Here is a 16982-nt window from a genome sequence, read left to right on the forward strand (position 1 = left end):
CGACCCCACAACCGTTGCCAGGCAGCAACGGTCATGTGGGCGGGGGCCGATCTTAGCTAGGCTACCGTTCGTCCGGTTCGTCCATGTCAGGCCTGGACGGAACCGACAGGGCGGCCAGTGCCATATTCTCAAGCAGCGGCCTGGCGGACTTGATGCCCATGCGCCGCCCATGGCTCCGCACCGAGTGTGGGGTGGAGTTAATGAGGCCGAAGGTCGCGTGAGCCCGCATCCGCAGGCCAGCGGAGTCCGCATCCGGGTGCAGCAACGCCAGCACGTCAACCCACAGTTCCACGTAGCTGCGCTGGAGCGTCCGGACTGCTGCCTGGTCTTCTTCGGTCAGATTGCTGAAGTCGCGGTCCTGCACCCGGATCACATCCTGGTTGCTCAACGCAAAGTCCACATGGAATTGGACCAAGCGTCCCAGGGCTGCGGCCGGATCAGCGGCGTCGGCGGCCACCTGCGTGCCACCGTCGAGCAGATCCTGGCTGACAGTCAGCAGCAGCGCTCCGAGTACAGCCTGCTTGCCAGGGAAATGCCGGTACACCGCGGGTCCGCTGACGCCTGCCGCGGCGCCCAGGTCCTCAAGCGAAACGCTGTTAAAACCGTTAACGGCGAAGAGGGCGGCAGCCGCGGACAGCAGGGCCTGGCGGCGGCTTTCTTTGGCCTGGCTGCGCTGGGTTGTCTGGCTGCGCGGCTCGGTTGCCTGGACACGCGGGGTGGTGGGCATTCTTCCTCCTTGAAACTGCACATTCTAGCAGCGCGCGTCCTGTGTTGGACATCACAGTTAATAGAGACTAACCTAAATCTCAGTTAGACGGTACTAACCGAAGTGACATGAGCAGCGGCCCACTCAAGCAGCGCATAGTGCTGTGGAGCCGGCCAGGGAATGGAAGCAGTCAATGGAGACAATCACCAGCCAGGTGGACACCAGCAGTGATGTCTTTGCCACCAACAGCCAGGCGCAGCAGGCTCTGGCGGGTGAACTGCGCAAGCGCCTGGCAACGGCAGCCCTGGGCGGACCCGAGAAGTCCCGCGAACGCCACATGTCGCGGGGCAAACTCCTGCCCCGCGAACGGATCGATCAGCTGCTTGACGCCGGAAGCCCGTTTCTGGAGATCGCTCCACTTGCCGCCAACGGAATGGACAACGACGATTCCCCGGGCGCAGGCGTCATCGCAGGCATCGGTCTGGTGCACGGCCGACACGTCCTGGTCATTTCCAACGACGCCACAGTCAAGGGCGGCACCTATTACCCCATGACGGTGAAGAAGCATCTTCGCGCCCAGGAAATCGCGCTGGAAAACAGGCTGCCCTGCATCTACCTCGTGGACTCCGGCGGGGCCTTCCTTCCCAAGCAGGATGAGGTCTTCCCGGACAAGGAGCACTTCGGCCGGATCTTCTTCAACCAGGCCAGGATGTCTGCGGCCGGGATCCCGCAGATCGCCTCCGTCATGGGGTCCTGCACCGCCGGCGGCGCCTACGTGCCCGCCATGAGCGACGAGACCGTGATTGTCCGCAACCAGGGCACCATCTTCCTCGGCGGCCCGCCGCTGGTGAAGGCCGCCATCGGCGAGATCGTCACCGCGGAGGAGCTGGGTGGCGGCGACGTGCACTCGAGGATTTCAGGCGTCACCGACCATCTGGCCGAGAACGATGAACACGCCCTCCAGATTGTCCGCGATATCGTCTCCACCCTGCCCAGACCGGCGGCGCCCGTCTGGGACGTGGACACCGCCGTCGAACCTGTTGCAGAGCAAAGTGAGCTGTACGGCGCTGTGCCCACCGACGTCAACGCCCAGTACGACGTCCGTGAGGTTATCGCGCGGCTGGTGGACGGCAGCAGGTTCCACGAGTTCAAGAAGAACTACGGCACCACCCTGGTCACCGGGTTCGCGAAGCTGAACGGGCATCACGTGGGCATCGTGGCCAACAACGGGGTGCTGTTCAGCGAGTCCTCGCTCAAGGGGGCGCACTTCATCGAGCTGTGCGATCAGCGCGGGATTCCGCTGATCTTCCTGCAGAACCTCTCCGGCTTTATGGTGGGCAAGGACTACGAGCAGGGCGGCATCGCCAAGAACGGCGCCAAGATGGTCACCGCCGTCGCCACCGCGCGCGTTCCCAAGCTGACCGTGGTGATCGGCGGATCGTTCGGGGCCGGCAACTACTCCATGTGCGGGCGGGCCTATTCCCCGCGCTTCCTCTGGATGTGGCCGGCCAGCCGGATCTCCGTGATGGGCGGCAACCAGGCCTCCAGCGTGCTCGCCACGGTCAAGCGGGACCAGTACGAGGCCCGCGGCGAGGAATGGTCCGCCGAGGACGAGGAAGCCTTCAAGGCCCCGATCAAGCAGCAGTACGAGGACCAGGGGAGCCCGTACTACTCCACCGCGCGCCTCTGGGACGACGGCGTCATCGATCCGGCGGATACCCGCACCGTTCTGGGGCTGGCGCTCGACGTCGTCTCCCGCACCCCTCTGCCGGAGACCTCCTTCGGCCTTTTCCGGATGTGAGCCAGAGATGACCACTCAGAATTCTGACAGCCACCCGCGGACGTTCGGCACCGTACTGGTGGCCAACCGCGGCGAGATCGCCTGCCGCGTCATCCGCACCCTGCGCGCCATGGGCATCCGTTCCGTGGCGGTCTACAGCGACGCCGACGCCGGGGCCCGCCACGTGCGGGAAGCGGACATCGCCGTGCGGATCGGCCCGGCGGCCGCCGCCGAAAGTTACCTCAAAATCGAAGCGATCATCCAGGCGTGCAAGGACACCGGCGCCGAAGCCGTGCATCCCGGTTACGGCTTCCTGAGCGAAAACGCGGATTTTGCCCGCGCCCTGGAGACGGCCGGCATCACGTTTATTGGCCCTGGCGTGGACTCGCTGAACGTCATGGGCGACAAGATCCGTTCCAAGAACCATGTGACGGGCTACGGCGTTCCGGTGGTTCCGGGCATCGCCAAACCCGGCCTGACTGACGCCCAGCTGATCGAGGCGGCGGCCGGCGTCGGGTTTCCGCTCCTGATCAAGCCGTCGGCGGGCGGCGGCGGCAAGGGTATGCACGTGGTGGAACGGGCGGAGGACATGGAAGCCACCCTGGTCATCGCCCGGCGCGTGGCCGCGAGCGCATTCGGCGACGACACGCTGTTCCTCGAGCGACTGGTCCTGACCCCCCGCCACATCGAGGTGCAGGTACTGGCAGACAACCACGGCAACGTCATCCACCTGGGCGAGCGCGAGTGTTCACTCCAGCGCCGGCACCAGAAGGTCATCGAGGAGGCGCCGTCGTCGCTCCTTGATTCACTCAACGACGGCGGGGCCACCCGGGCGCGCATCGGCGAAGCGGCCTGCCAGGCCGCCCGCAGCGTCAGCTACAGCGGCGCCGGCACGGTGGAGTTCCTGGTCTCGGACAACGCTCCCGACGAGTTCTTCTTTATGGAGATGAACACCCGCCTCCAGGTGGAACACCCTGTCACCGAAATGGTCACCGGGGTGGACCTGGTGGAATGGCAGGTGCGGATCGCCGCCGGCGAGGAACTCACCGTGAGTCAGTCCGACGTCGTACTCAACGGACATTCCGTGGAGGCGCGGGTCTATGCGGAGATCCCGGAACGGAACTTCCTGCCGTCCACCGGAACGGTGCTGCTGCTGGACGAACTGCCTGCCGGAAACGCAGACGGCAGAGTGCGGGTGGACTCGGCGCTGGTGGAGGGGCTGGAGATTTCGTCCAGCTATGACCCTATGATTTCCAAGGTCATCGCCTGGGGAGAGGACCGCAAAGCGGCTTTGGATACGCTCGATGAGGCGCTGGCCGGATACACCGTGCTGGGTGTGGACACGAATGTTGAATACCTGCGGCTGCTCATCAATGACGGCGACGTCCGCGCCGGCCGCCTGGACACCACCATGATCGAACGCAAGATGCCGGACTTCACGTTCCGGCACATTGACGATGCCGAGCTCATCGCTGCCGCCATGTTCGTGCGGGAGCTGGAAAGGGAGGCTGACGGAGGCACGCTGGCTGCGGTCGCGAGCCCGGCTGTGCGGGGACCCTGGCACCGGAAGGATGGGTGGCGGCTGGGTCTGCGGGCACCGTGGCGCATCAGCCTGGGGACTTCCCCCGGCGAGTTCGCCACCGTGGGCGTGACGGCGTCCGGGGCATTCGGCCAGGCGCTGGTCCGGGTGGGCGATGGCCCCCAGCGTGAAGCCTCCCTGGAGATCTTCAGCGAGGACTACGTGGTCCTGACGCTCGACGGCGAGGCCTGCGGCTACTCCGTGGCATCGGACTGGACCGGCTCATCAAGCGAATCGATGGGCTTTCCATCGGAGCTGTTCCTTGGCAACGACGGCTGGTCCTGCCGTCTGGAAGTGCTCACCCGCGAATCCCGGCTGGTCCGCGTGCTGTCAGCCATCCAGCGCGAGGAAGGCGCCGCCGATCCGGAAGTCCGTTCGCCCATGCCGGGAACCGTCGTCTCCGTTTCCGTCCACAATGGCGACACCGTGGAGGCCGGCCAGCTGCTCCTCGCCGTGGAGGCCATGAAGATGGAACACCAGCTGGTGGCTGAGGTCGCGGGCACCGTGCACATCACGGTCAAATCCGGGGATCTGGTGAAGGCCGACCAGGTTCTGGCAACTATTCACTCCAACGTGAGAACAATCGAAGACCCCGCTGCAGGAGTCTCCGTCAACCAAGAAAAGGGAGCCTAGGAATGGCTGATTTTGAGCTCGGTGAGGAATACCAGGACCTGAGTGACACTGTCCGCGAATTCGCCGACAAGGTAGTGGCTCCGGTGTCCGCCAGGCACGACGAAGAACACAGCTTCCCTTATGAAGTGGTGTCCCAGATGGCTGAGATGGGTCTTTTTGGGCTGCCGTTCCCGGAAGAATTCGGCGGAATGGGCGGAGACTACTTCGCCCTGGCACTTGCGCTTGAACAGCTGGGCCGCGTGGACCAGTCCGTGGCCATTACCTTGGAAGCCGGCGTTTCCCTCGGTGCCATGCCCGTCCACCGGTTCGGTACCGAGGAGCAGAAGCAGGAATGGCTGCCGCTGCTGGCCTCCGGCAAGGCGCTCGCAGGCTTCGGACTGACGGAGCCGGAGGCCGGCTCCGATGCCGGCGGCACCAAAACCAGCGGCAAACGCGTGGGTGGTGAGTGGATCATCAACGGCAACAAGGAGTTCATCACCAACTCCGGAACGGATATCACGCGCCTGGTGACGGTCACCGCGGTCACCGGTCAGCACGAGCGCAAAGACGGCAGCATCAAGAAGGAAATCTCCACCATCCTGGTGCCCACCAACACGCCCGGCTTCAAGGCAGAGAAGGCCTATAACAAGGTGGGCTGGAATGCTTCAGACACCCACCCCCTAACGCTCAAGGATGTCCACGTACCGGAGGCCAACCTGCTGGGCAAAGAGGGACGCGGCTACGCCAACTTCCTCTCCATCCTGGATGAAGGGCGGATCGCCATAGCTGCCCTGGCCACCGGGGCGGCCCAGGGCTGCGTGGATCTGTCCGTGAAATATGCCAAGGAACGCAGTGCTTTTGGCCACCACATCGGGAAATACCAGGCCATCTCGTTCAAGATCGCCCGGATGCAGACGCGGGCGCACACGGCCCGGCTGGCCTACTACGACGCCGCCGCGCGCATGCTGGCCGGCAAGCCATTCAAGACGCAGGCGGCCATGGCTAAGATGGTCGCAGGTGAGGCGGCCATGGACAACGCGCGGGATGCCACCCAGGTGTTCGGCGGCTATGGCTTCATCAACGAATTCACCGTGGCGCGCCACTACCGCGACTCCAAGATCCTTGAAGTCGGGGAAGGCACCACGGAAGTCCAGCTGATGCTGATCGCGCGTGAATTGGGACTTTAGCCGCCAGGGAAGGATCAACGATGATTGACAAGGTTGTTGCCAGCGCGGCAGAGGCGGTCGCGGACATCCATGACGGCGCGTCGCTCGCCGTCGGAGGTTTCGGGCTCTGCGGCATTCCCGTGGCCCTCATCGACGCACTCCACCGGCACGGCACCAAGGGGCTGGAAACCGTCAGCAACAACTGCGGTGTTGACGACTGGGGCCTTGGCATCCTGCTCAGGGACGGCCGGATCCGGCGCACCATCAGCTCCTATGTGGGTGAGAACAAGGAGTTCGCCCGGCAGTACCTGGCCGGCGAACTCGAGGTTGTGCTCACGCCGCAGGGCACGCTGGCGGAAAAGCTCCGCGCCGGCGGCGCCGGGATCCCGGCGTTCTATACGACGGCGGGTGTTGGCACCCAGGTATCCGACGGCGGCCTGCCGCAGAAGTACGACGCCGACGGCACCATCGCGATTGCGTCCGAGCCCAAAGAAGTGCGCACCTTCAACGGCGCGGACTATGTCCTGGAAGAATCGCTGACGCCCGATTTCGGGCTTGTGCACGCCTGGAAGGGCGACCGTCACGGGAACCTGGTTTTCCATGCCACTGCAATGAACTTCAACCCCCTGTGCGCCATGGCGGGAAAGATCACCATCGCTGAGGTCGAGGTATTGGTGGAGCCGGGGGAACTGGACCCGGAGCACGTCCACATTCCGGGAATTTTTGTCCAGCGGGTGGTCCACGTGCCGGCCGGGTCGGAGCACAGCGAGAAACGCATCGAAAAGCGCACCGTATCGCTTTCTGCTGCGTCCGCGCCCGGCAGTACCGAACAGGCAGGAGCTTAGCCATGGATCCGAGCAGCCCGCAGGAGGCGCCCCGTCCTGAAGCAGTCCGCCCCGAATACCGCCGTGCCGTGGGCTCGGACGGGGGCACCAAAGGCTGGACGCGCAATGAACTCGCCGCACGGGTGGCGCGGGAACTCAAGAACGGGCAGTACGTCAATCTGGGCATCGGGATGCCCACGCTGATCCCCAACTACATTCCGGCCGGCGTGGAAGTGGTGCTGCATTCCGAGAACGGCATCCTGGGAGTCGGGCCTTACCCTGGCGAGGACGCGGTGGATCCTGACCTGATCAATGCCGGCAAGGAGACTGTCACCGTGAACAAGGGCGCGGCGTTCTTCGACTCCTCCATGTCCTTCGGCATGATCCGTGGCGGGCACGTGGATGTGGCCGTGCTGGGCGCCATGGAGGTGGCCGCCAACGGTGACCTCGCCAACTGGATGGTCCCCGGCAAGATGGTCAAGGGCATGGGCGGTGCCATGGACCTGGTGTTCGGAGCCAAGAAGGTCATTGTGATGATGGAACACGTGGACCGCAACGGCAGGCCCAAGATCGTGGACCGCTGCACGCTGCCATTGACGGGCAAGGCGTGCGTGGACCGGATCATCACCGACCTCGCAGTGATCGATGTAGTCACCGGAGGCGGGCAGGCCAGGCTGGTGCTGCGTGAGCTGGCACCCAACGTGACGCTTGAGGACGTCGCCGCGGCCACCGGCGTCGAGCTTTTCGAGGAAGACCAGGAACTGACGGTATGACGGCGGACTCTGCCCGGCAGCGGGTTATCGAACAGCGCGGCCTGTACTTCGACGAGCTTGAGCAAGGCGTGGTCTACGCGCACCGGCCCGGCCGCACCGTCACCGAAACGGACAACGTGCTGTTCACCACCATGACCATGAACACCCAGTCGCTGCACCTCGACGCCGCGTGGAGCGCCACGCAGCCGTTCGGGCAGCGGCTGATGAACTCGATGTTCACGCTGGCCACGGTGGTGGGGCAGTCGGTGGCCCAGCTGACCCAGGGGACCATCATTGCCCAGCTGGGCATGACCGACATTTCCTTTCCGCGCCCGCTCTATCACGGCGATACTCTCTACACCGAGACGGTCATCGCGGACAAGCGGCTCTCGGCGTCCCGTCCCGGGCAGGGAATCGTGACAATGCGGCACACGGGCAGGAACCAGGACGGCGTGGTGGTGGCGCTGGCCACCAGGAGCTGCCTGATGTGGACGCGGGCTGCGCATGCCGAAGCCCAAGGGGGGACAATTAAAGCATGAGTTTCCTGATGGGGCCCGCCCTGCTGTTTTGCCCCGCAGACCGACCCGAGCGCTTCCAGAAAGCAGCCCAGCGGGCTGACGCCGTCATCCTGGACCTGGAGGACGCCGTCGCCCCTGCTGACAAACAGCGGGCGCGCGGGGCCATCCTCGCCCAGCTCGGTGCCACGGAAGGGGACCCAGAACTTGATCCAAGCCGCACCATCGTCAGGATCAACCCCGTGGGCACCGACGAGTTCGAGAAAGATCTCCACTGCCTGGCGCACACCCCGTACCGGACCGTGATGCTGGCCAAAGCGGAGAACGCCGGCCAGCTCGCAGCCCTTGACGGCTACAACGTGGTGGCGCTCTGCGAGACCGCGGCCGGGATCGTCAACGCGGCGGCCATCGCCGCCGAACCGAACGTGGTCGCGCTGATGTGGGGGGCCGAAGATCTGCTCGCCTCGCTCGGCGGCACCTCCAGCAGGAAGCCCGACGGCGGATACCGTGCCGTGGCGCTGCATGCCCGTTCCGCGGTGCTGCTGGCCGCCGGGGCAGCCGGCAAGCAGGCCATCGATTCGGTCTACGTCGACATCCCCGACCTGGATGGCCTGGCCGCGGAGACCGCCGATGCCGTCGCCTCCGGGTTCGGGTCCAAGGCCTGCATCCACCCGAAGCAGGTGGCCGTGGTGCGGGGCGCCTACGCGCCGTCGGAGACGGACGTGCTGGCTGCCCGGGAGCTCCTGGCGGCTGCGGCCTCCGCGGGCACTGGCGTGTTCCAGCTCAACGGAAAGATGATCGACGGCCCCATCCTCAAGCACGCCGAAGCGACCCTGCGCAGGGCCGGCGTCTGAGCTTTTCCGATGGGCGTAGCGGGCCCGATGATCCGGGGCCGGGGCCGGGGCCGGGGGCATCACGTCTGACGGCTCCGGTGGACTGACAGGGCCGGAATGGCCTCATAAAGGGGCGTCCGGATCCAGCGCTGTCCGGTGTCGCGGAACTCGGCCCGGGTGGCGAATCGGTACAGGTAGCCGCGGGCGCGCACCCAGCGCGGGCGGCCGCCGTCGAACGGGTCATCGCGGAGCAGCCGCAGCGTGGGGCGGTCGGCCTCGAGCAGTTTGCCGAGGAACGCATAGAACCACTCCTCGTGCACGGTCCGCAACGGCAGGAACCACATGAGCCAGTCCAGCCGCAGGTGGTATGGCGCCCACTGCTGCGGAAGCCGGTGTACCTCGCCGGGCTTGCCTTTGAAGCCGTACTCGCGCCAGTCGGCGTCGTCGTCGGGCTCCGTGTCCACCGTCCCTTCCACCACGATCTCGATCCGGAGCCTGGTGACGCTGCCGAAGGCTCCATAGCTGTTGACGAGCTGCCAGCGGTTGAAGCTGGCGTTCATCAGTTGCCGGGAGGAGAACAGGTTGCGCACCGGCCAGTAGCTGAGCACCAGGAGCAGCACCGTCACGGCGAGCACAACGGCGAGCCACCACAGCGGCATCCGCCACGCCGCGCCTCCCGCCGCCGGATGCCAGTCCAGCGGGACGAAAGTCAGCACCGTGTGGGCCACGGGATCACTGACGGCCGAGAAGGCCAGCACGATCGCAGCCCAGTTCAGCCAGGCGAAGTTTCCGCTGGCCACCAGCCAGAGCTGGGTGAAGATGACGATCCCGGCCGCGGCACTGGCGACGGGCTGCGGGGTGAACAGGGCGAACGGCGCCACGAGCTGCGCGAAATGGTTGCCGAGGACCTCCATGCGGTGCAGCGGTTTCGGGAGCAGATGCGCGTGGCGGCTGAGCGGGCCGGGCATGGGCTGGGTCTCATGGTGGTAGTACAAGGCGGTCAGGTCCCGCCATTCACTGCCGCCGCGGATCTTGATCATCCCCGCGCCGAACTCCAGGCGGAACAGCAGCCAGGCCAGGAGCAGGAGTACCGGCCTGGGCGGGGGAGTCTGGTCGGAACCGAGGAACGCCACGGTGAAGCCTGCCTCGAGCAGCAGCATTTCCCAGCCGAAGCCGTAGAAGGTCTGCCCGACGTTGGTGATGGACATGTACAGCAGCCAGAGGGCCAGGAAGGCAAGCAGCGGAAGCCAGGGCGGGCCCAGCTGGGGCAGCCCCGCCACGAGGGTTCCCGCGACGGCCAGGCCGGTGCAGCACACGCCCCTCAGAAGCCGGTCCGAGTAGCGCCAGCGGAAGAGGCTGGGCCGGCGCAACCGGCTGCGGCCCTCCAGATAGTCCGGGACAGGGAGCAGGCCGCGCTCGCCGAGGAGCGCCGGGAACTGATTCAGGGAGGACAGGAACGCAATGAAGTAAAGCACGGCGAAACCGCGCTGCAGCACCTGCCGGGCGAATTCGTACTCCGGCGCGTCAAACCAGGACGCCCAGTCCACACTGTCCACGGTACGCCTGCCGTGCACTTACAGATCCCCGAAACCGGCTCGGAGTTGATGTCGTTTTCAGTGCTCGGAACGACCCCTGCCGCCAGTTACTTGGGCGGGGGCGGGGAGAAGGGGGCCTCGAGGCCGAACTGCTCTCGCAGTGCCAGCCGGGCGGCGAACCAGCCGTTCATTCCGTGCACCGCCGGGCCGGGCGGAGTGGCCGCCGAGCAAAGGTAGACGCCGTCAAGCGGCGTGCGCCACGGCGACGGCGAGAGCACCGGCCGCTTGGCCAGCTGCCACAGGCTCAGGGCGCCGCCGTAGATGTCCCCGCCCACGCAGTTGGGGTTGTAGGCGGCCAGCCCGGCGGCCGACCGGGACGCTGAAGCCAGCACGAGGCCGCGGAACCCCGGCGCGTACCGCTCGATCTCGGCCGTAACCAGCTCCGTCGGATCAAGGTCCGAGCCCGCAGGCACATGGATATAGGCCCAGAGCACATGGTGTCCGGCGGGGGCCCTGGCGGGGTCCAGCACGCTCGGTTGCGTGATGAGCACGTACGGATGCCGGGGGACAGTGCCGCGGGCAACGGCATTCTCTCCCGCCGCAATCTCGGCCCGGCTACCGCCCACGTGGACTGTGACGGCCTTGCGCACGTCCGCGTTCATCCATGGCACCGGGCCTGAGAGCGCAAAATCCACTTTAGCCACGCCTGCCCCGTACCGGTAGCTGCGGAGGGATCTCGCGTAGCGGGCGGGAAGGCCGGCGGTGAGCAGCAGATCCGGAGAAGTGTCCAGTAACGTCACCCGGCTGGGTGCCAAACCGGCCAGCGAGGCCACCCGCGTGCCTGTCTCCACCGTCCCGCCGTTCGCCTGGAGGTCTGCGAGCAGGACATCGGCGATGGCTTGGGAGCCGCCGGCCGGGAATCCCCAGCCGCCGGCATGTCCGTGCGCGGCGAGGAGCAGCCCGGCTCCGGCGGAGGCCAGCGACGGCAGCCGGCCGGCCGCATGGGCCGCGGAACCGCTGAGCAGCGCAGGGGCCGTCCGCTCCCGGAAACGCGCATTCCACAGCGGCGTGCCCTGCTCGAGGCAGGCCAGGGCGAAGCGGACGGCGGCCACGGGATCCTTTGGCACGCGCAGGAGGGCCGAGCCCGTGAAGTCCACCACGCCGTCGAGCCTGTCCACTAGAGGTTCCAGGAGCGACCGCCAGGCCATGCCGTCGCGTCCCAGCCCGTCCGCCGTCCGGTCCATGCTCCGCCAGGCCACCCCGGCCGTTCCGTCCAGGAACGGATGGGCGTAGGAAATCTCGGGCGTGATCCACTCGATGCGGTCCAGCAGGCCGAAGGCGCGGAAAAAAGGCGATGCGACGGCGGCCGGGTGCACCGCTGAGCACACGTCGTGCCGGTAGCCGGGCAGCGTGAGCTCGTCGGTGCGCAGTCCTCCGCCGATGCCTGTCGCGGCTTCGAGGACCCGGACGCTGAGCCCTGCCCTGGCGGCGGTTACCGCTGCGGCCAGGCCGTTGGGCCCGGTGCCCACCACCGTGACATCGATCATCGGGTGCCGTGATGACGGGTGCTTTCCATGGCCTCAATTCTGCCCCGGCACCCGGGCCCGCGCCACCAGTGACCACCACCGACGTCCGGAAGGCGTACGCGGCACCCGCCGGGCCGCGGGCACTAGGATCGGAACATGTTTGCTCTGGTGCTCATCGCGGTGGTTGCGGGGGCAATGGCGCAACGGCTCGCCGGCCTGGGCTTCGGGCTGCTGGTGTCTCCGGTCCTGGTGGTGCTGCTGGGGCCTTTCGACGGCGTGATGATCATCAACCTCTGCGGTGCCGCCTCATCCCTGCTCATCCTGTCGCGGGTGTGGCGGAACGTGGACTGGCGCCGCTATGCAGGGCTCGCGCTCGCGGCCCTGACCGGAGTGGTGCCCGGCGCCTGGCTGGCCAGCCATGTCCCGGCGGCGCCCCTGGAAATCTGCATCGGCGCGCTGCTCATCGTCGCCCTGCTGGCCTCCCAGCGACTCACCCGCAGCAACTGGCGTGCCTCAGGCAAGATTCCGATGGTTTCCCTCGGGTTCTCCAGCGGACTGATGAATGCGGCCGCGGGCGTGGGCGGCCCGGCCATCACCGCCTATGCCATCGTCACCCGCTGGGAGCAGAAGCACTTCGGTGCCACCCTGCAGCCCTACTTCATCACCACGGGCCTGTCGTCGCTGGTCAGTAAGTACCTGTTTTCCGGTGGACACCTTCCGGCGCTGGAGGTCTGGCAGTGGCTGGGCATCCTTGCCGCCATGGTGCTCGGGATCGTCGCGGGCGACCTGCTGTCGGGCCGGATCAGGCCGGGCGCCGTACGCGGGATCGTCGTCGTGATCGCCTACATCGGCGCGGTGTCCACGGTGGCCAAGGGATTCCTGGAACTGCTGTCCGTCTGAGGCCCGGCCCGTCTCCGGGGATCCCGCATTGCGGGATACTTAAGCAATGCAGCCACGCAGAATCGTTCTCCTCGGATCCACCGGTTCCATCGGCACCCAGGCGATTGACGTCGTCGACGGCGCCCCTCATCTTTTCGAGGTCGTGGCGCTGAGCGCAGGCGGCGGCAATCTGGACCTCATCGCCCGGCAGGCCGTGCATACAAGGGCCAAGGCCGTAGGTATCGCCAAGGGTGATCCGCGCAAGCTGGAGGAACTGATTGTAGAGGCCACGCGTGCGGCGGGCCTGGAGAACTACCGCCCGGAAATCATCTCAGGCCCGGATGCATCCACCCGGATCGCCGGAATTGATGCGGATGTGGTGCTCAACGGCATCACAGGCTCCATTGGGCTGGCCCCGACGCTGGCGGCCCTGAAATCCGGAGCCACGCTTGCACTGGCCAACAAGGAATCACTCATTGTTGGCGGTGCGCTGGTCAAGGCCGCCGCCAGGGACGGACAGATCGTCCCGGTGGATTCCGAGCACTCGGCCATCGCCCAGTGCCTGCGATCCGGGACGGCAGATGAAGTGGACCGGCTTATTCTTACTGCCTCGGGCGGGCCCTTCCGTGGCCGGACGCGGGAGCAGCTCCACAACGTTTCCCCGCAGGAAGCACTGGCGCACCCCACCTGGGACATGGGGCTGATGGTCACCACCAACTCCGCCAGCCTGGTCAACAAAGGGCTGGAAGTGATTGAGGCGCACCTGCTGTTCGATATTCCGCTGGACCGGATCGACGTGGTGGTTCATCCTCAGTCCGTCGTCCACTCCATGGTGCAGTTTGTGGACGGTTCGATCATCGCCCAGGCGTCGCCTCCCGATATGCGCCTGCCCATTGCCCTGGGCCTCGGCTGGCCGGACCGTGTCCCAAAGGCTGCCACACCCTGCGACTGGAGCCGGGCCACGAGCTGGACGTTCGAGCCGCTGGATGTCAAGGCATTTCCCGCTGTGGACCTGGCCAAGGATGCGGCCAAGCAAGGAAGTACCTTTCCCGCGGTGTTCAACGCTGCAAACGAGGAGGCCGTGGTGGCTTTCCACGAGGGCCGCATCCGGTTCACAGACATTGTGGATACCATCGAAGCCGTACTCGGCGAACATGCAGGATCCTCCGGGCTGACAGTTGAGTCGGTGCTGGATGCTGAGAGGTGGGCACGCAAGCGCACCCACGAACGTTTAGCAGTGAGCAGTCTCTAGGAAGCAGCAGATCAAAGCATGAGTCCCATCATCCTCTTTATCCTCGGTGTCGTTTTTGTGGCGATCGGCATCGCTGCCTCCATTGCGCTGCATGAAGTGGGGCATCTGCTCCCGGCCAAGCTTTTCAAGGTCCGGGTCTCCAAGTACATGATCGGCTTTGGCCCAACAGTCTGGTCCACGAGAAAGGGCGAAACCGAGTACGGATTCAAGGCCATTCCGCTGGGTGGCTACGTCTCAATGATCGGCATGTATCCGCCCAACAAGGCCGACGGCACCGTCCGTCCCTCCAGTACCGGAATGTTCCAGACCCTCGCCACCGAGGCGAGGTCCCTGGCGCATGAGGATGTGGGTCCCGGGGATGAGCACCGGGTCTTCTACCGGCTTCCAGTGTGGAAGAAGATCGTCATCATGCTCGGCGGACCGGCCATGAACCTGCTCATCGGCGTTGCGCTGACGGCGGTGCTCCTGATGGGGTTCGGCATTTCAACGCCGACGACGACCATCGCCGATGTCTCCAAATGTCAGGTGTCGGCCGGGCAGACTGTTGATCCTGATTCGCCTGATTGCCAACTGACTCCTGCGGCTGCCGCTGAGCTGAAGCCGAACGACGTCATCACGTCCTTTGATGGCAAGGCCGTCACCGACTGGGATGAACTGACCGGCTGGATCCGGTCGTCGGCAGGGAAGCAGGTCGCTATCACTGTGGAACGCGAGGGCAAGCCCGTGGCCACCACGGTCACTCCTGTGCTGTCCGCGCGGCCTGTCATCGGCGTCGACGGCCGGCAGGCCAAGGACGACGCCGGCAATCTCAAGTACCAGGATGTCGGCTTTTTGGGCATCGGTGCGCAGACAGCGCTCGTGGCCCGGCCGGCGTCGTCCGTGCTTCCCATGGCGGGCGAAAACATCAAGCAGATTACCGGCGTCGTGCTTAACCTTCCGGCCCGCGTGGCGGGTGTGGCGCAGGCAGCGTTCAGCGAGGAGCCGCGGGACCCGAATGGCCCAATCAGCGTGGTGGGCGTGGGCCGGGTTGCCGGCGAGGTCGCCGCCATGGAGGAAATCCCCGTTCAGTCCAGGCTGGCTGCGCTGGTGGGCCTGCTGGCCGGCCTGAATTTCGCCCTCGCGGTTTTCAACCTGATCCCACTGTTGCCTCTCGACGGCGGCCATGTGGCCGGTGCCCTGTATGAAGGTGTCCGACGCCGGGTGGCGAAGCTGTTCGGCAGGCCGGATCCTGGTGCCTTTGACATGGCCAAGCTGCTGCCGCTCACCTATGCGGTGGCAGTGCTGCTGATCGGGATGGGTGCCCTGCTGATCTACGCGGACATCGTCAAACCGGTGAACCTCTTTGGTTAAGCAGCCGTATTCGGCTGATATCTGAAAGTCAGCTTATTTCAGCTTATTTTTAATAATCAGCTGAAAATGATTGATTGTTGATTCTTAGTCGATTACGGTTGAGGCATGTACGTGATGACCATCGACCAGCGGGGCAGTAGCGCAGATATGGACCGGGTGCCGGCCATTCTGGATGAGCTGCGCGGGCTCACTGCCTCCCGGTTTGAGCGCTCGGTAGGTGACGAAGTCCAGGGTGTGGTGCCGGACGCTGCCGAGGTAGTGGACATTGCTTTGCATGCACTGCGCAGCGGCCGCTGGTATGTGGGTATCGGTGCCGGCGCGGTGGACACACCGCTGACGGGCAGCCCCCGCGAAGGATCAGGGGCCGCTTTTGTGGCCGCCCGGCAAGCGGTGGATCAGGCAAAATCCTCCGCTGGCCACGTTCCCGTGTCAGTGGTGTCAGGAGCGTCCGTTAGGGGAATCAGCGAATCGGTTCTTGCTGCGGAAGCCACCAGGGCCTGCGCCAACGCCGAGGCCGTTATGCGGCTGATCGGGAGGCTCATCCAAGGCCGCACGGCCGCCCAATGGAAGGTTGTTGATGCGCTCCGCGGTGTGCAGGAGGGAAAAGCCGGGCAACAGGGCAAAACCGGAAGGCACGGATCGCAGAAACTGGCCGCACGGGAACTCGGAATCACGGAACAGTCGGTGAGCCGTGCCGTCCTCCGGTCCGGTTGGCAGGAAGAATGGGCGGCGAGGCCAGCTGCCGAGATGCTGCTGGCCACCGCCCACGGGCTGATCCTCCGTTCAGCCGAACCGGGCGCACACCATCAAGGAGACAGGTGAACGCTCTCTGGATCGCACTGGCCCTGCTCACTGCGGGATTCGCCGGCTGGCCCGTCACTGCCCTGGTGTTCAGGCTGGCCCGGAGCATCGATGACAAAGCCGATGCCGTCGGGCCGGAATCTGGCACGGCGGACGATCCCTCTGCGGATGTCACCGTGGATAGTGATGTCACCGCTAACGAAAGCACCGTGGACGGCGAAATAAAGGCGGCACCTGACCCGTCGGCTCCCGCTGCTACACAGCGGATCCTGCGCGGCGGGGCGATCATCGGCGTCCTGGAGCGTCTTGCGGTGTGTGTGGCCATTCTCACGGGCCAGCCCGTGGCCATCGCGTACGTGGTGGCCATCAAAGGACTTGGCCGCTTTGCCGAGTTGAAAGAGACCCCCGTCGCCGCCGAGCGGTTCATCATCGGCACGCTCACCTCCATGCTGTGGGCTGCAGGCGTTGCCGCCGTGGTGAAGGTTGTCTTCCTGAGCTGAGCCGGGGTGGCAAGGTACCAGACGGGCCACGGATGCATGCAGGGGCCCGCATGGCGATAGGCTATCGGTATGACTGTTTTTGCTGTTGAGTACGTGTACGACGCCGAATCCGAGGACGCGCGAAACGCCCACCGCCCGGCCCACCGGGAATGGCTGGCGGGGTTGGCCGACGAGGGCGTGCTGCTGTCCAGCGGGCCGTATGGCGACGGCGCCGGTGCCCTGCTGATCTTCAAGGCAACGGATGAATTCGCCCTGGGCCATGTACTGCAGCAGGACCCCTTCGCCGCGGCACAAGGGATTGCCGGAATCCGCATCACCGAATGGAACCCGGTCATCGGCTTGCTGGCCGGGCACGCCGCCTAGCCCCACCCG

At 65.8% G+C, this 16982-nt stretch carries 16 protein-coding genes; 13 read left to right on the forward strand and 3 right to left on the reverse strand.

The window, feature by feature from the left end:
- Positions 1-61: 61 nt before the first annotated feature.
- A complete protein-coding gene (locus ACQCST_RS08260) occupies positions 62-727 on the reverse strand; it encodes a TetR/AcrR family transcriptional regulator (RefSeq protein WP_426998782.1) in 666 nt (221 codons plus the stop codon).
- Between the two features lie 172 nt (positions 728-899).
- Here ACQCST_RS08260 and ACQCST_RS08265 point away from each other — a divergent pair, with 172 nt between their 5' ends.
- From ACQCST_RS08265 to ACQCST_RS08295, 7 genes are read left to right on the forward strand one after another with little or no spacing between them, the layout of a single operon-like run.
- Positions 900-2507, forward strand: coding sequence for a carboxyl transferase domain-containing protein (locus ACQCST_RS08265; protein ID WP_426998783.1), 1608 nt, complete (start codon positions 900-902; stop codon positions 2505-2507).
- A gap of 7 nt (positions 2508-2514) precedes the next feature.
- Positions 2515-4698: an acetyl/propionyl/methylcrotonyl-CoA carboxylase subunit alpha gene (locus ACQCST_RS08270; RefSeq protein ID WP_426998784.1), complete on the forward strand. Its 2184-nt coding sequence runs from the start codon at positions 2515-2517 to the stop codon at positions 4696-4698.
- A gap of 2 nt (positions 4699-4700) precedes the next feature.
- Entirely contained in the window at positions 4701-5864 is a 1164-nt protein-coding gene (locus ACQCST_RS08275; protein WP_426998785.1) for an acyl-CoA dehydrogenase family protein, read from the forward strand.
- A 20-nt stretch (positions 5865-5884) separates the two neighbouring features.
- Positions 5885-6688, forward strand: a complete 804-nt coding sequence (locus ACQCST_RS08280; protein WP_426998786.1) for a CoA transferase subunit A — start codon at positions 5885-5887, stop codon at positions 6686-6688.
- Positions 6689-6690: 2 nt separating this feature from the next.
- Positions 6691-7440, forward strand: coding sequence for a CoA transferase subunit B (locus ACQCST_RS08285; RefSeq protein WP_426998787.1), 750 nt, complete (start codon positions 6691-6693; stop codon positions 7438-7440).
- Positions 7437-7958, forward strand: a complete 522-nt coding sequence (locus ACQCST_RS08290) for a MaoC family dehydratase (RefSeq protein ID WP_426998788.1) — start codon at positions 7437-7439, stop codon at positions 7956-7958. The genes ACQCST_RS08285 and ACQCST_RS08290 overlap by 4 nt, the downstream gene beginning before the upstream one ends.
- A complete protein-coding gene (locus ACQCST_RS08295; protein WP_426998789.1) occupies positions 7955-8788 on the forward strand; it encodes an HpcH/HpaI aldolase/citrate lyase family protein in 834 nt (277 codons plus the stop codon). The genes ACQCST_RS08290 and ACQCST_RS08295 overlap by 4 nt, the downstream gene beginning before the upstream one ends.
- A 59-nt stretch (positions 8789-8847) precedes the next feature.
- On the opposite strand, the gene ACQCST_RS08300 is transcribed toward ACQCST_RS08295, so the two are convergent.
- Positions 8848-10314 (reverse strand): lipase maturation factor family protein, encoded by a 1467-nt coding sequence (locus ACQCST_RS08300; protein ID WP_426999120.1) that lies wholly within the window; start codon positions 10312-10314, stop codon positions 8848-8850.
- 95 nt (positions 10315-10409) lie between these two features.
- On the reverse strand, positions 10410-11849 hold the full coding sequence (locus ACQCST_RS08305; protein ID WP_426998790.1) for a phytoene desaturase family protein: 1440 nt from the start codon (positions 11847-11849) through the stop codon (positions 10410-10412).
- A 135-nt stretch (positions 11850-11984) separates the two neighbouring features.
- Between ACQCST_RS08305 and ACQCST_RS08310 the strand changes: the two genes are divergently transcribed.
- From ACQCST_RS08310 to ACQCST_RS08335, 6 genes are all read left to right on the forward strand, one after another.
- Positions 11985-12728, forward strand: coding sequence for a TSUP family transporter (locus tag ACQCST_RS08310; protein ID WP_426998791.1), 744 nt, complete (start codon positions 11985-11987; stop codon positions 12726-12728).
- A 46-nt stretch (positions 12729-12774) separates the two neighbouring features.
- On the forward strand, positions 12775-13959 hold the full coding sequence (gene dxr, locus ACQCST_RS08315) for a 1-deoxy-D-xylulose-5-phosphate reductoisomerase (RefSeq protein WP_426998792.1): 1185 nt from the start codon (positions 12775-12777) through the stop codon (positions 13957-13959).
- An 18-nt stretch (positions 13960-13977) separates the two neighbouring features.
- Entirely contained in the window at positions 13978-15309 is a 1332-nt protein-coding gene (locus ACQCST_RS08320) for a M50 family metallopeptidase (protein WP_426998793.1), read from the forward strand.
- 105 nt (positions 15310-15414) lie between these two features.
- Positions 15415-16131 (forward strand): MarR family transcriptional regulator, encoded by a 717-nt coding sequence (locus tag ACQCST_RS08325; RefSeq protein WP_426998794.1) that lies wholly within the window; start codon positions 15415-15417, stop codon positions 16129-16131.
- Positions 16128-16610, forward strand: coding sequence for a hypothetical protein (locus ACQCST_RS08330; protein WP_426998795.1), 483 nt, complete (start codon positions 16128-16130; stop codon positions 16608-16610). Before ACQCST_RS08325 ends, ACQCST_RS08330 begins: the two co-directional genes overlap by 4 nt.
- Before the next feature lie 69 nt (positions 16611-16679).
- Positions 16680-16973 (forward strand): YciI family protein, encoded by a 294-nt coding sequence (locus ACQCST_RS08335; RefSeq protein WP_426998796.1) that lies wholly within the window; start codon positions 16680-16682, stop codon positions 16971-16973.
- Positions 16974-16982: the final 9 nt, after the last annotated feature.

Source organism: Pseudarthrobacter sp. N5 (genome assembly GCF_050157035.1).
GTDB lineage: Bacteria > Actinomycetota > Actinomycetes > Actinomycetales > Micrococcaceae > Arthrobacter.

Excerpts from the sequence above, each read along its gene's own strand:
- ACQCST_RS08260 (WP_426998782.1), bottom strand. The coding sequence starts at position 727 with ATGCCCACCACCCCGCGTGTCCAGGCAACCGAGCCGCGCAGCCAGACA.
- ACQCST_RS08265 (WP_426998783.1), top strand. The coding sequence starts at position 900 with ATGGAGACAATCACCAGCCAGGTGGACACCAGCAGTGATGTCTTTGCC.
- ACQCST_RS08270 (WP_426998784.1), top strand. The coding sequence starts at position 2,515 with ATGACCACTCAGAATTCTGACAGCCACCCGCGGACGTTCGGCACCGTA.
- ACQCST_RS08275 (WP_426998785.1), top strand. The coding sequence starts at position 4,701 with ATGGCTGATTTTGAGCTCGGTGAGGAATACCAGGACCTGAGTGACACT.
- ACQCST_RS08280 (WP_426998786.1), top strand. The coding sequence starts at position 5,885 with ATGATTGACAAGGTTGTTGCCAGCGCGGCAGAGGCGGTCGCGGACATC.
- ACQCST_RS08285 (WP_426998787.1), top strand. The coding sequence starts at position 6,691 with ATGGATCCGAGCAGCCCGCAGGAGGCGCCCCGTCCTGAAGCAGTCCGC.
- ACQCST_RS08290 (WP_426998788.1), top strand. The coding sequence starts at position 7,437 with ATGACGGCGGACTCTGCCCGGCAGCGGGTTATCGAACAGCGCGGCCTG.
- ACQCST_RS08295 (WP_426998789.1), top strand. The coding sequence starts at position 7,955 with ATGAGTTTCCTGATGGGGCCCGCCCTGCTGTTTTGCCCCGCAGACCGA.
- ACQCST_RS08305 (WP_426998790.1), bottom strand. The coding sequence starts at position 11,849 with ATGATCGATGTCACGGTGGTGGGCACCGGGCCCAACGGCCTGGCCGCA.
- ACQCST_RS08310 (WP_426998791.1), top strand. The coding sequence starts at position 11,985 with ATGTTTGCTCTGGTGCTCATCGCGGTGGTTGCGGGGGCAATGGCGCAA.
- dxr (WP_426998792.1), top strand. The coding sequence starts at position 12,775 with ATGCAGCCACGCAGAATCGTTCTCCTCGGATCCACCGGTTCCATCGGC.
- ACQCST_RS08320 (WP_426998793.1), top strand. The coding sequence starts at position 13,978 with ATGAGTCCCATCATCCTCTTTATCCTCGGTGTCGTTTTTGTGGCGATC.
- ACQCST_RS08325 (WP_426998794.1), top strand. The coding sequence starts at position 15,415 with ATGTACGTGATGACCATCGACCAGCGGGGCAGTAGCGCAGATATGGAC.
- ACQCST_RS08335 (WP_426998796.1), top strand. The coding sequence starts at position 16,680 with ATGACTGTTTTTGCTGTTGAGTACGTGTACGACGCCGAATCCGAGGAC.